We start from the raw sequence: 13,782 nt of genomic DNA on the forward strand, positions 1-13,782 counted from the left end.
TTAAAAATTGTTAGAAAAAACTTTTTACAGAACAATGTTAAGTAAGTCTTTTCCGTTCCCTGTTAAAGTAACTTACTGGGACGGTAAAAGCGAAATATATGGAAACGGTACTCCGAATATTGAGATTATTTTTAACGAAAAGATCCCAACCAGCGCTATTTCTAAAAATGCTTCTTTAGCTCTTGGAGAAGCATATATGGATAAAAAAATTGAAATTAAAGGGAGTTTGCAAAAATTAATTTGCGGAGCTTATGAAAGTGCTGGAAGCTTTTTGCGCTCCAGTAAATTCCGTAAATTTTTACCAAAAGAAAAGCATACAGAAGAACAAAGCGAAAAAGATGTTCAACGTCATTATGATATCGGTAATGACTTTTACAAATTATGGCTCGATCCTACTTTAACTTATTCCTGTGCTTATTTCGAAAATGAAAATGATGACCTTGAAACTGCGCAGTTGGCAAAAATACATCATATTTTAAATAAATTAAATCCAGAAAAAGGCAAAACTTTACTTGATATTGGTTGTGGTTGGGGAACGCTCATGCTGCTAGCTGCAAAAGAATACGGCCTAAAGGTGACTGGTGTAACCCTAAGTGAAGAACAATACAAGTTAGTGCAAAAGAAAATCTATGATCAAAACTTACAGGATGTTGCTGAAGTTAAATTAGAGGACTATCGCGAATTAGGCAATCAGCAGTGGGACTATGTAACTTCTGTCGGCATGTTTGAACATGTTGGTAAAGAAAACTTAGGCCAATACTTCGGAGATGTTGCAAAATACTTAAAGAAGGACGGAGTCGCTTTAATTCACGGCATTACTCGTCAACAGGGTGGTGCTAAAAATGCTTGGCTTAATAAGTACATTTTCCCAGGTGGTTATATTCCTGGCTTAGCAGAAAATATTGATCATATTATTGCAAATAATATGCAAATTGCAGACATCGAAATGCTAAGAAGGCATTATCAAAAAACTTTGGAAATTTGGGATCATAACTTCAACAGCAAACGAGATCAAATTCAAAAGAATATGGGCGAACGTTTTACCCGAATGTGGGATCTATACTTACAGGCTTGTGCTGCTTCCTTTGAATCGGGAAATATTGATGTTGTGCAATATCTCATCACCAAAGGACCATCTGGTAAAAATTTACCTATGACGAGGAAATATATGTTAAACAAGTAAAAAATTATCATATACAAAAAAGCTGATAAAACGAAATTTATCAGCTTTTTTTATTTGTAAAAAGCAGAAAATATTTTTAAGGCTCAAAAATTTTTCCTGGGTTGATGACATAGTTAGGGTCAAATAGCTTTTTAACTTTACGTAACAAATCAGTATATTCTTTGCCGTAAAAGTCTTCAAAGTAATTTGCTCTGGCATAACCAATTCCGTGTTCACCTGACATATTACCATCAAGAGATTTAGCAGTCTTATATAGCTCAGAAATAACCTTATTGCTAGTCTTGACATATTCTTCATCTGTCATATTGTCAGAGCAAAGATAGATATGCAGGTTACCATCACCAGCATGGCCAAAGTTTGGAATGCGAATATTTAGTTCCTGTTCAAGTTCTTCAATACGATCCAAAACTACAGGAATGTGATTTATTGGTACACAAACATCAATTTCGTCCATTTTTGGAGTGGACTTTTGAATAGCTAAAAGCAATTCTTCACGACATTGCCATATTTTCTTGGCTTCTTCGGAATCAGCACCCAGGACAACAGCTTTTTCAGCTTTAAACGGCTTTACTACTTCCAAAGTTTCCTTCAGCTCAGCCTTCCACTCATCTTCAGTAAAGGCATCAATACCAATCATAATGAAGCCATCACCTTTTTTAAGTGGAAATTCATCTTTAGCATATGATTCCCATAATTTAATCACTTTACGTCCCATAAATTCAACAGTTGTTGGCACAACACCTGATCTTAAAATAGCCGGAACGGATTTAATTGCATCATTTAGAGTTGGAAATGGAATAATAGCATTTATTGACTTGTGAGGTTTTGGATATAACCGGATTGTAACTTCCGTTATAACCCCAAGAGTACCTTCAGCACCGATAAACAAATCTTTTAACGAATAACCTGACGATGATTTAACTGCTTTGGAGCCAAATTTATATAACTTGCCATTTGTCAAAACAGCCTTGATCTCACGAATATGCTCTCTCGTTACACCGTACTTTATAGCCTTAAGACCACCGGCGTTTGTTGAAACATTTCCTCCTATTGTAGCCCAATGCATAGCAGGTGCTGGCATATAAACAAATGGCTTATCAGCACAAAACTCGTCTAGGTCCTTCAACCTGATTCCTGCTTGAACTGTCATTGTCAAGTTTTCAGGATCGTATTCTAAAATCTTATTCATCTTGATCATATCAAGTGAAATTCCGCCATCAACTGTCAAGTTAGCTCCCATTAAACCGGTGGAATTACCTCTTGGAACTAAAGGTATTGAGTGGTCACTTGCATATTTAACAACGTTCATGACTTCTTCATTAGTTGTCGGTTGAATTACCAAATCTGGCATTGCCCTCACAGTACGAAATTGGTCATGATCCCAGTGCTTTGTGGGATTAGTAATAAATCTTTCTGGATCTGAGATAAATTTTCTTAAATTTTCCAAATCAGTTTCATTGATTTTATGATATTCCATTATAATTCCCTTCTTACTAAAAAGCATAGTATCCTATGCTTATAAATTAATTTACCCTATACTGCAAACGCTGTCAATAGTGTATATATTTATAACGTATATAAATATTTTCCAAGTTAAAAGTCCATTAAAAGTTTCAATTACACTTCTTTAATCCTAGAAAATAAAAAATAAAAGCTTTTAATTTGGTTTCTTTTATTAAAAATAGACACAATAAAACCTCCAAATTGAAATAATTTGGAGGTTTTATCAAAGTTTTTATCGACTAACGTTTTTACTTTTGACTGTTCTGTAATGTATACAAGTTATAATAATAACCCTTTTGTGAAAGAAGCTCTTCGTGATTACCCCTTTCAACGATTTTGCCGTCATTTAATACAATAATTTGATCTGCATCCACAATAGTTGAAAGTCTGTGCGCAATAGCAAGAGTAGTACGACCCTTACGAAGCCGTTTCAAGCCCTGTTGAATAAGTGTTTCGGTTTCAGTATCAACATTTGCTGTAGCTTCATCTAAAACTAAAATTTTAGGATCAGTAACTAATGTACGAGCAAATGAAATCAGTTGTCTTTGTCCTTGGCTAAATTCACTTCCTCCTTCACCCACTTTTGCATGATATTTACCAGGAAGATTTTCAATAAAGCCGTCCGCTTGGACAGTTTCAGCAGCCTCTTTTATTTGTTCATCCGTAATATCTTTATTATAAAGACGGATATTTGAATTTATATCCCCATAAAACATGAACGGCTCCTGCAATACCAGGCCAAGTTTTTTACGCAATTCAGCTTTAGGATACTTTTTAATATCTACACCATCAATTAAGACTTCACCCTGATAGAATTCATAAAAACGCATCATCACGTTTATAATTGAACTTTTGCCTGAGCCAGTATGACCTACAATACCGAGAGTTTCACCGGGATTAACGGTGAATGAAATATCATGTAAAATTTCGTTTTTACCATCGTATGAAAAACTGACGTGCTTAAATTCAATTTTTCCTTGTGTTATTGTCAGGCCTTTTTCAGCATTTTGTTTAGGTTCATAATCAGTATTATCTAAAATCCGGAAAATTCTCTTGCCCGCAACTATACCGTCCTGGAAGAAAGTCATTTGATCCATCATATTAGCGATTGGATTGAAAAACTGTGAGATGTACTGTGAAAATGCGTAAACCACACCAGCTGGTACAAAAGTTTCCCTTAATGGAAAACCAAAGTACATTAAAGTTAAAGCAAGGGCGAGTGAATACAGTAAACTAGTCAAAGGGGAAAGCAAAAGAGAATTAAGATTTATCATATTAAATCTTGTTTTCATTAAAGCTGTATTTTCATCTTCAAAATGATTAGTCATACGTTTTTCCTGCTTAAATTGCTGGATTAACGAAACTCCTTCGATTGACTCATTCAGGTTAGTATTAATGCGACTCAATCGCTCACGGTAACTGCGGTAAAGTTTGGAACTTCTTTTAGAATATTGCCATATTATTACCAAGAGTAAGGGCAGAAAAGCCAACACAATCAGCCCAGCCATCACATTTGTTGAAAACATTGCCACCATGGCTGAAATGATTGAGAAAAACGACATTACAACACTAGATAAAACGGTAAGAAAATTACTCAATGTCATAGTATCATTAGTTACTCTTGAAACTATCGATCCAGCCGGAGTTTGATCAAAGTAGCGCATTCCCAGAGTATGTAATTTTTGATACAATTCCGCACGCAAGCCTTCAAGCGATTTTTCAGAACCTAGGGCAAAGAAGTACTCGTATGTGAATTGTAAAATTCCTTTGACAACTGAACCAAAAGCATAGAGAAAACCAGCAAATAATATTATTTGAGTGGTTACATCTGCTTTTACCAAAAAGTTATCTAAAAAATACTGTAAGCCATATGGCAGGAGAACATTAATTATACTTACTAAAAGCGCTCCAATTCCGGCAATAATCATTTCGTTCTTAAAATGCATTACAAAACGCAAAAGGCGCTTAAAAATGCTGAGCTGTTCTTTTACTGGTATTTCTTGAGACCAAACAGATTGAAATGAGTTTTCATCATCCATCTTATTCACCCACCTTGTCTTCTAATTCCTGTCTTTGCCACATATCAGCGTACCAGCCATCTAGTTTGAGTAACTGATCGTGAGTACCTCTTTCAACAATGCGGCCGTCTTTTAATACTAAAATTAAATCGGCATTCATGACAGAAGTAAGTCTGTGTGTAGCAATTAAAGTTGTCTTGCCTTGTCTTTCTTTCTTTAAAGAATGCAAAATAGCCATTTCTGTTCTGGCATCAACAGCAGAGAGAGCATCATCTAAAACTAATATCTGACTGTGCTTAAGTAAAGCTCTCGCAATCGACATCCTTTGCTTTTGCCCACCAGAAAGTGAAACACCATTTTCACCAACCAGGGTGTTGTAGCCACCCGGCATTTCTAAAATGTCATTGTGTAAATCACTCTTTTTTGCGGCAGTGATAATTGCATCCTTATCACTATCTGCATTTGAAAATGCAATGTTCTTTTGAATACTAGTAGAAAATAAATAATTATCCTGCGGTACATAAGAAATTTGCCGCAATAAAACATTAAGTGGAATTTCTCTAATATCATACCCATTTAGAGTTATCTGGCCATCATACTTGTCAAATTCTCTCAGCAAAAGCTGAATTATAGTTGTTTTACCGGCTCCAACTTTACCAACAAGTCCCAAAGTTTGTCCCGTTTTTAGAGTAAAATTAATATTATTCAGCACTTGAACATTTGGTTCATCCGGATATGCGAAAAATTTAACATGATAATCAAGATCCCCTGCTATGTCCTTAGCCGAAATCTTTTGATCTGCAAATTTATCAGTAATTTCTGATTTTTCTTCCAGCAACTTTTCTATACGGTCGTAACTGGCACTACCACGCTCTAAGATGTTAAAAAGATAACCAATCGCAAACATCGGCCAAACCATATTGCCAATATATGCAATAAAAGAAACCAATTGACCAATGGTAAGAGCTTTATTGAAAACCAAAAGACCACCATAAATAATGGTAATAGTATAGGTTAAACCAATAAGCAATGTTCCTAAAGGATCAAAAAGTGAATCCCATTTAAAAACTTGTTTATTAATTTTAATGGTGTCTTCAACCATCTGGTCAAAAGCGGCAGTATCTTCTTGACCCTGACCAAATGTTTTTAAAACTTTAATACCTGAAACTGATTCCTGCGTTTTATTATTCAGCCTTGAAAAAGCCGCTTGGGATTTGTCAAATGCATCGTGAAGCCTGTCACCTAATTTCCAAGCTCCCCAAGCTAGAAATGGTAATGGCAAAAGAGCAACAATCGTCAAGCGCCAATCAACAAATGCAATCATTGCAACCATAGTCGATACACTCATGATAAGAGAATCCACCAAAGTTAAAACGCCTTCACCCGCAACTTCCTGGACAGCTGAAACATCATTTGTGGCATGAGCCATTAAGTCCCCGGTTCTGTGACGTTGATAAAAAGTACGATCCATCGCCATAAAGTGATCAAATAATTTCGATCTCAATTGCAATTCAAGTTCAGCAGCTCCACCCCATATTTGTCTACGCCAAAAATAGCGAAAGCCATAAAGCAAAAGAGCGGAGAAAATAATAGCTAAAATTAACAGACTATATTTTTGCCAGCTAATGTGACCCTTATCCAATTGATCTGCCATTAAGCCTAATATTCTTGGTGGTACTAAATTTACAACAGATGTAAGTGCTAAAAATGTAATACCGATGAGGTAACGCTTTTTCTCTTTTTTAAAGAACCATCCTAATTTAAAAAATATTCCCATTATTCACCTTAAAATTCAGTAAAAAAGCGGAGAAATTATTCTCCGCAGCACTAATTCAATCTAGTAAAATTGTTATTTTTGGTGCTTCATCATGTTCATCACTTGGTTGACCTTCTTAGCCGAAGGCTTTTGGCCCATTTGAGACATCATAGCAACAATCATATCTTCACTGATTGGCGGATTATCTTTAAAATATTTTTTCATATATGATCTAGCACCATAGAAGCCCCCTACAAGGCCCAATAATAGTGCAATCACAATCAGAAAAATCGCTAATCCTAAATTCATAAAAAATCACCTCAATTTGTCCAATAGTTATATCTTACCTAAAAAATAAGGAAAATTAAAGATCAAAGTTAATCTTTTCTTAAACCTTTTTTTCTTTGAGCTCGCTTTGCTTTCTCAGACGTAATTTCCTTACCATTCTTGTCAATTATGACTAAATTTTCAACATCTTGCTTGAAGCCAGCTCTAAAATTTTTGATAAATTCCTGGTGTAATTCCTTACGTTCTTTCTCTTCAGCTTCAGTTAAGCCTACGGATTTCTTTTTGTGATAAAGCTCATTAATACGATTGATTAATTTTTTTTCGGGATCTTCACTCATCTTTGCACCTCTCAATTAAAAAATTCTACCTTATTTTGGCAACGAAAAAAAGTATAAATTTTCAGAACGTTTGTTTGCATTATACGAAATATTTTGCTAAAATTAAATATATAAGAAAACGTTTATAATACTGGAGATAATTATGACAACTAAACAAAATACTAAGCAGTTGCAAATTCTACGCTATATATATGAAACAGTTGAGGACAGAGGATTCCCTCCTACTGTACGCGAAATTTGTCATGCTGTAGATTTATCTTCAACTTCAACTGTACACGGCCATTTATCTAGGCTAGAAAATAAAGGTCTACTGATCAAGGATGCCACCAAACCAAGAGCTCTGGAAATAACAGATGAAGGTAAAAAAGCAATTGGCGTCCAGCCGAAAGAAATTCCCGTAGTTGGTGATGTCACAGCTGGTCAACCGATTTTGGCTGTTGAAGATATAGAAGATTACTTTCCCTTACCTCCAGATCTGGCAAACGATGCCGGAGATCTTTTCATGTTGAGAGTTCATGGTGAAAGTATGATAAACGCTGGTATCTTAAACGGAGACAATGTCATTGTCCGTAAGCAGTCTTCAGCAATCAACGGAGAAATTGTAGTGGCTATGACCGATGAAAATGAAGCAACTGTAAAACGGTTTTACAAGGAAAAAGGTCACTATCGATTGCAGCCTGAAAATGATACGATGGCACCGATTATATTGTCAAGTGTTCACATTTTAGGTAAGGTAGTTGGTCTATACCGTAATACTATTATTTAACAAAAGAACTTTATAGCATTATTGGGATAAATAAAAATTATTTTTTACGAGTTTCAATAATGCTTTTTATTTGCAAAATTTCTCCTACTTCTTCCAGCACTTTTTTCTGCATTTTTAATTTGTTTATTTTTGCATTTATAACAGCTATTTTATCCTTAATTAACTTTAGGTTTTGTTTACGCTGCTTTTCAGTACTACACGACTCATCGTGTAGTTTTTTTATGTCCTTTATTTCTTGAAGTGAAAAGCCTAAGCCTTGGAACTCTTTAATTGCTTCAAAAGTATCAGTTTCGTTTTCAGTAAACCAATAGTTTTTTCCCTTACGACCAGGATTTAATAATTTTAAATAGATATAATGTCTAACGGTATCAGGTGTAGTATTTTCCTTTTGAATAAATTCTTTCAAATACATAATTATTTCCTTGACGTTGGGTCGACCCCAGATGGTTAAATTTTTGTGGAGGTATTAAAATGTCATATCTTACAATCTTATTTAATATTATATATGGTGTTATCATGATCAGCGCCAGCTTTCTATCTTTTACTAGTTTGCCAATTTGGCTAATCATGATCAACGTTTTGTCCGCATTAGGAATTATTGCCGGAAGTTTTCTAAAAAAACCACTTTTAACTACTATATTTCTAGTAGCAGTTTTACTTACCGCTCTAGCAAATGGAATTTTTCTTTACGGACAAATCACTTGGTCTCACTGGTTTATCAGACTTATTTTGACTATTATTTTGATTTGCTTGAACTTTAAGTATTTTTAGATATTTATCTAGCAAAATTCCTGTTAATAGTCAAGCGTAACTTCTCAAAATACTGTCATGATGGCAAGAAATTGACTTTCCACAACTAATGCTTTAAATCTATTCACAAACTTTATATTGAAAATATACTTCAAAATATTGCTTCTAAAGCTTTTATGTTATTTGCTTGTGAATTGTGTGGCTGTTTCACTTTGGTTCCACAGCAGTATTTTTTCACAAACTTGGTTAAATTTCCTTAATAATATTTGCTGCCAAATTGATGGCTGTCTCATGAGCATCCCTGCCCCAGCCTCTGTCATCATGCTTTTCTAGGTCTTTAAGAGAATCCGCTGTAAATAATATTTGTGCAAAATCTGCCTCTCTAAGTTGTGCACACGCAGCCATTGCTGCACATTCCATCTCTACACAAGAGGCTCCCAACTCTTTAGCCTGCTTTACTTTCTTGACAGTTTCCCTAAAGAAGCCATCAGTTGTCCAGGTAGTTACTTCTTCAACCTTAAGACCTTCTTCTTTCAGCAATTTTTTGGTCTTAGTTAAAAACTCTGACTTTAAGTCAATATACGTTCCTGGTTTCATATAATGAAAGGATGTGCCCTCGTCTCTAATAGCTTTTGTAGGCACTAGAAAATAGTTCTCTGGTAAATCAACTAAGCAGCCTGCTGATCCGATTGCTAAAATTTGTTTAACACCATAGCTTATTAACCAATCTAATAGCTCTACAGCAGCTGGAGCACCTATCTTTGCCTGACAAAAAGTAATTTTTTGTCCGTCTAAATCAACCTCATAAATTGGAGTTTCTCCTTCGAAGCAGTCAAAGAATCCAAGCTTTTTATGAGGATAACGAGCCAAAAAATCACTGATTACAGCAGGAGTTAAGAATGCAAACAGCAGCTTGGGCTGAAAATGAAAGTTATTAATTTCTTGTTCGTGATCGGGCGCTAAAACAGCCCTCGGATCAGTATCAAAAGTTAACAAAAATGGTTCTTTCATAATTCTCCTCCTCAATAAAAATATATTGCTAAAGATTTTAACATAAACAAAAAAGAGAATCATCCCTTTTGGAAATGATTCTCTTTCACTTAAGCGTAAATTAACGACGCTTTTCTGCAATTCTAGCAGACTTGCCGTGACGATCACGTAAGTAGTAAAGTTTAGCACGACGTACACGACCATGACGCAATACTTCAACTTTAGCAACACGGGGATCGTTTACAGGAAAAGTACGTTCTACGCCGACACCAGATGCCATTTTACGCACTGTGTAACTGGCACCAATGCCAGTGCCCTTACGCTTGATAACTACGCCTTCAAACATCTGAATACGTTCATGTGAACCTTCGACAACACGCACATGAACACGAACTGTGTCCCCTGCACGGAAGTCAGGTATATCATCACGTAATTGTTCTTTAGTTAATTCTTGAATTAATGGATCCATTTTTATTTTCTCCTTCTGCGGCATTCATTAGCGTTTTCTACGTCAGCGGAATACCCCTAACTATTAGTGCAAAATAAATTTACACCTCAATCATACTAGCAAAAATACCAGGTAAAATCAAGTTTGATCTTCTTCTTGTTTTATTTCTGCCAGCATTTTTTCTTCTTCTGCACTTAAAGCATGTTGCTCAAGTAAATCTGGTCTGCGTAAATAAGTTGCACGCAATGCTTCTTTATGACGCCACTGCGCAATTTTTTGGTGATTGCCTGAGGTTAAAACCGCAGGAACTTTCATTCCTTGAAAATTCTCCGGTCTAGTGTATTGGGGATATTCCAGTAACCCATGAGCAAAGCTTTCCTCTACTGGTGAAGCATCATTACCTAAAATTCCGGGAATTAACCTGACTGTAGCGTCTATCATACTCATTGTTGGCAGTTCACCACCTGTCAAAACATAATCACCGATTGAAACAATTTCATCAGCCAAATCATAAACGCGTTGATCAAAACCCTCATAATGACCGCAAATAAATGTCAGGTTTTCTGCTTGAGACCAATCCTGCGCCATTTTTTGATTAAAAGTTTTACCCTGCGGCGCGGTAATGATTACTTTACCTTTATTCTTAATTGAGTCGAGTGCTTTTTTGATCGGCATAATTTGCAAAACCATGCCAGCACCCCCACCATAAGGACTGTCATCAACGTGATGGTGAATATCAGTGGTAAAATCACGAAAATTGACTAAATTGAGCTGCCATTTGCCATCATCTAGCCCACGCCCAAGCATCGAAGTCGTGAGCGGGGTAAACATGTCAGGAAAAAGCGTCAATACATTAATCTTCATTGCGTAATCCTTCCAAAAGTTCTACAAATATCTTTTTATGTGCAATATCTATTTTCTTAACTACTTCATCAATATAGGGGATTAAATATTCATTACCATTTTGTTCGGTAACTTCCCAGACATCGTTTGCACCGGGAGTCTCAATACCAGTTATTTTACCTAAATCATTGCCTGACTGATTATCTATGATTGCACAACCCAAAATATCGCGGTAATAATATGCGCCATCAGGCAGGTCATGTTGATTTTGCTTGCTGACAACTAGCGTTTTTCCTAGCAATTTTTCAGCGCTATCAATATCAGTTATTTCATTAAATTGCACTAGCCAAAATTGCTTAAAAGGTCTACCGCATTTAACAGTTAATTTGGTTTGCGGATTATCCTTTAAAGCTAGTTCTTGGTTTGAGGCAAAGCGTTCTTCAGGAAAATCAGTAATCAGAGCAACTTTTACCTCTCCTTTTAGTCCATGGGTAGACAATATACGCGCAACATCATAAAATTGCATAGTTTCTCCTACTCAAAGAAAAAAGCTTGAAGCAGTTGACTTCAAACTTTTAATAAACGATTCACTATTTATTGAACTTTGAATCATGCAGCTTCTTCATTAAGCCTGCACCTGAAAGTAGTGAACGTACAGTATCTGAAGGTTGTGCACCCTTCTTTAGCCATTCAAAAATTTTATCTTCATCTAATTTCAATTCCTTAGGAACGGAAACTGGATTATAATAGCCAACTTCTTCAATAAAACGACCATCACGTGGCATTCTGGAATCAGCGACAACAATTCTGTAAAATGGCTTTCTCTTGGCACCCATACGGCGCATACGAATTTTTACTGACATAAAATTATTTCCTCCTAAAAGTTACGTTAAATAATATAGCACGTATTTTTAAAGGTGTAAAGTGTTTTTACTTAACAGGTGCTTTTTTTATGAATGATACCTCTTGACCTTCATCCGTTTTTTCTTATTCTTCTTAAATTTCTTCCCCATGTGACGCATAGCCATTCGTCCCATTGGTGAATTCATTCCGGGCAAATTATCCATTCCCTTAAAATTACCCTTGGTAATTTTACTCATCATATCCCTAGCTTGTTTAAATTGCTTAATCATTCTGTTGACTTCAACAATTGGCCGACCGGAACCAGCTGCGATTCTCCTTCTGCGACTTGGATTGAGCAATTCGGGATTTTCTCGTTCTTCTTTAGTCATAGATGAGATGATCGCTTTTATGTAGACAATTTGTTTTTTATCAAAATTAACATTTTTAAGCTGGGGATTGTTAGCCATTCCGGGAATCATCTTCATCAATTGATCAAGAGGACCCATTTTCTCAACTTGTTCAATCTGATCGACAAAATCGTTGAAATCGAAGGTATTTTCCTTCATCTTTTCAGCAACTTCTTCAGCCTTTTTGGCATCATAATCCTGCTGGGCTTTTTCAATTAAAGTCAGCATGTCGCCCATGCCCAAGATTCTTGATGCCATCCGGTCAGGATAAAACGGCTCTAAGTCAGTTAATTTTTCACCCTGTCCGGTATAGATAATCGGTTTACCTGTTACAGCTCTGATTGACAGTGCAGCACCACCACGAGTATCACCGTCAAGTTTGGTTAAAATCACTCCCGTAATATCTAAGCGGCTATCAAAGCCTTTGGCAACATCTGTTGCAGCTTGACCAGTCATGGCATCCACTACCAGCAAGATGTTGTCTGGCTGCGCCACCTTTTTAACTTGCTCAAGTTCTGCCATTAATGGTTCATCAATTTCCAAACGACCAGCCGTATCAATGATGACATAGTCATTTTTATTTTTATCAGCTTGGTTTAACCCATTTTGGACAATTTGAGCAACGTCTTTTTCATTTCTTTCACTATAAACAGGAACGTTTAATTGATCACCAATTTGCTCAAGCTGGTCAATGGCGGCTGGACGATAAACGTCGCCTGCAATTAACAGCGGCCGCGCTTTTTCTTTTTGCATTAATCTGCTAGCCAACTTGCCAACTGTGGTAGTTTTACCAGTACCTTGCAATCCTACCATCATGATAATAGTGGGAATGTGCTTAGACTTGTTTAAGGTTACGGCGCTTTCACCCATCATTTTGGTTAATTCATCGTTAACAATCTTAATGACTTGTTGACCCGGATTAAGACTTTCCTGAACCTCTTTACCCAAGGCTTCTTGTTTAATCTTTTTGATAAAATCTTTAACAACCTTAAAGTTGACGTCAGCCTCAAGTAAGGCCAGTCTGATTTCTCGACTAGCGCTGTTGATATCTTCTTCAGATATTTTCCCTTTACCGGTTAAATTTTTTAAAGCTTTTTGAATTCTCTCACTTAAATTTTCAAATGCCATAGAATTATTCTCCCCTCAGTTGGTTTAATAAATCAGTAGTTATTTGCAAAGCCAGGTCTGACTTGTCTTTCCGAAGTGCAGTCGTAACTTTAAGCAATTTGTCTTCTATCATGTTGTAATCTCTTTGCATGTGCAATTTATCTTCGTATTTTTTAAGCAGGCGCCGGCAACGACGCAAATTGTCGTATACGGCTTGACGAGAAACTTGATGGTTTATAGCTATTTCTCCTAAAGATAAGTCATTATAATAATAATCTTCAAAATAATCTTGTTGACTCTTGGTTAAAAGACTACCATAGTATGCGTATAGATCGCCTAGCATTTCATTTTTTTCAAGTTCGTCCATTACTCTCACCTTGAACCAGTATAGCAAAAATGTCAGAAGTTGACGATCTTGAAAGCCGAAATTTAAGTAAATAAAAAATATAAATTCTTGCTTTCTGAAATGTAAATCTGTATCATTATTTTTAATTTGGTTTTGGGGATACCTATGTCAATTTTGAATAAATTATCCCTTAAAA

The 13,782-nt window shown here is 35.9% G+C and carries 16 protein-coding genes; 3 read left to right on the top strand and 13 right to left on the bottom strand.

From position 1 onward, the window contains the following. Window positions 1-7: 7 nt before the first annotated feature. Window positions 8-1,183 carry a cyclopropane-fatty-acyl-phospholipid synthase family protein gene (locus H3R29_RS03935; protein WP_046325023.1) on the top strand — a complete coding sequence of 392 codons (1,176 nt, stop codon included), beginning with the start codon at window positions 8-10 and terminating at the stop codon, window positions 1,181-1,183. Window positions 1,184-1,259: 76 nt separating this feature from the next. Here H3R29_RS03935 and H3R29_RS03940 read toward each other — a convergent pair whose 3' ends face one another. From H3R29_RS03940 to H3R29_RS03960, 5 genes are all read right to left on the bottom strand, one after another. After that, window positions 1,260-2,660 carry an FAD-binding oxidoreductase gene (locus H3R29_RS03940; RefSeq protein ID WP_110446203.1) on the bottom strand — a complete coding sequence of 467 codons (1,401 nt, stop codon included), beginning with the start codon at window positions 2,658-2,660 and terminating at the stop codon, window positions 1,260-1,262. A 274-nt stretch (window positions 2,661-2,934) separates the two neighbouring features. Continuing rightward, complete coding sequence (locus H3R29_RS03945; protein ID WP_198202158.1) at window positions 2,935-4,725, bottom strand: ABC transporter ATP-binding protein; 1,791 nt, start codon at window positions 4,723-4,725, stop codon at window positions 2,935-2,937. Between the two features lies 1 nt (window position 4,726). Further along, the gene (locus H3R29_RS03950; RefSeq protein ID WP_198202157.1) at window positions 4,727-6,481 is read right to left on the bottom strand and encodes an ABC transporter ATP-binding protein; all 1,755 of its coding nucleotides are present in this window, start codon (window positions 6,479-6,481) and stop codon (window positions 4,727-4,729) included. 72 nt (window positions 6,482-6,553) lie between these two features. Beyond that, window positions 6,554-6,769 carry a YneF family protein gene (locus H3R29_RS03955; protein WP_046325029.1) on the bottom strand — a complete coding sequence of 72 codons (216 nt, stop codon included), beginning with the start codon at window positions 6,767-6,769 and terminating at the stop codon, window positions 6,554-6,556. Between the two features lie 68 nt (window positions 6,770-6,837). After that, window positions 6,838-7,086 (bottom strand): DUF896 domain-containing protein, encoded by a 249-nt coding sequence (locus H3R29_RS03960; protein WP_046325031.1) that lies wholly within the window; start codon window positions 7,084-7,086, stop codon window positions 6,838-6,840. A gap of 142 nt (window positions 7,087-7,228) precedes the next feature. Here H3R29_RS03960 and lexA point away from each other — a divergent pair, with 142 nt between their 5' ends. Beyond that, on the top strand, window positions 7,229-7,852 hold the full coding sequence (lexA, locus tag H3R29_RS03965; protein ID WP_046325032.1) for a transcriptional repressor LexA: 624 nt from the start codon (window positions 7,229-7,231) through the stop codon (window positions 7,850-7,852). Between the two features lie 37 nt (window positions 7,853-7,889). Here the strand turns inward: lexA and H3R29_RS03970 are convergent, their stop codons facing one another. Continuing rightward, window positions 7,890-8,264, bottom strand: coding sequence for a MerR family transcriptional regulator (locus H3R29_RS03970; protein ID WP_046325033.1), 375 nt, complete (start codon window positions 8,262-8,264; stop codon window positions 7,890-7,892). A 59-nt stretch (window positions 8,265-8,323) separates the two neighbouring features. Between H3R29_RS03970 and H3R29_RS03975 the strand changes: the two genes are divergently transcribed. Further along, a complete protein-coding gene (locus H3R29_RS03975) occupies window positions 8,324-8,623 on the top strand; it encodes a hypothetical protein (protein WP_122037699.1) in 300 nt (99 codons plus the stop codon). A 225-nt stretch (window positions 8,624-8,848) separates the two neighbouring features. Here H3R29_RS03975 and H3R29_RS03980 read toward each other — a convergent pair whose 3' ends face one another. The 7 genes from H3R29_RS03980 to ylxM form a co-directional block, all read right to left on the bottom strand. Next, window positions 8,849-9,616, bottom strand: coding sequence for a nucleoside phosphorylase (locus H3R29_RS03980; protein ID WP_198202196.1), 768 nt, complete (start codon window positions 9,614-9,616; stop codon window positions 8,849-8,851). Window positions 9,617-9,713: 97 nt separating this feature from the next. Continuing rightward, window positions 9,714-10,061 carry a 50S ribosomal protein L19 gene (gene rplS, locus H3R29_RS03985; RefSeq protein WP_034981588.1) on the bottom strand — a complete coding sequence of 116 codons (348 nt, stop codon included), beginning with the start codon at window positions 10,059-10,061 and terminating at the stop codon, window positions 9,714-9,716. A 117-nt stretch (window positions 10,062-10,178) separates the two neighbouring features. Beyond that, entirely contained in the window at window positions 10,179-10,904 is a 726-nt protein-coding gene (trmD, locus tag H3R29_RS03990; RefSeq protein WP_046325035.1) for a tRNA (guanosine(37)-N1)-methyltransferase TrmD, read from the bottom strand. Continuing rightward, the gene (rimM, locus tag H3R29_RS03995; protein WP_198202156.1) at window positions 10,894-11,409 is read right to left on the bottom strand and encodes a ribosome maturation factor RimM; all 516 of its coding nucleotides are present in this window, start codon (window positions 11,407-11,409) and stop codon (window positions 10,894-10,896) included. The genes trmD and rimM overlap by 11 nt, the downstream gene beginning before the upstream one ends. 64 nt (window positions 11,410-11,473) lie before the next feature. After that, window positions 11,474-11,746 (bottom strand): 30S ribosomal protein S16, encoded by a 273-nt coding sequence (gene rpsP, locus H3R29_RS04000; protein ID WP_038523039.1) that lies wholly within the window; start codon window positions 11,744-11,746, stop codon window positions 11,474-11,476. Between the two features lie 87 nt (window positions 11,747-11,833). After that, window positions 11,834-13,261 carry a signal recognition particle protein gene (gene ffh / locus H3R29_RS04005; protein WP_198202155.1) on the bottom strand — a complete coding sequence of 476 codons (1,428 nt, stop codon included), beginning with the start codon at window positions 13,259-13,261 and terminating at the stop codon, window positions 11,834-11,836. 4 nt (window positions 13,262-13,265) lie between these two features. After that, on the bottom strand, window positions 13,266-13,607 hold the full coding sequence (gene ylxM, locus H3R29_RS04010; protein WP_046325038.1) for a YlxM family DNA-binding protein: 342 nt from the start codon (window positions 13,605-13,607) through the stop codon (window positions 13,266-13,268). Window positions 13,608-13,782 lie beyond the last annotated feature (175 nt).

It is taken from the genome of Lactobacillus sp. M0393 (assembly GCF_016102025.1).
GTDB classification, from domain to species: Bacteria; Bacillota; Bacilli; order Lactobacillales; family Lactobacillaceae; genus Lactobacillus; species Lactobacillus melliventris.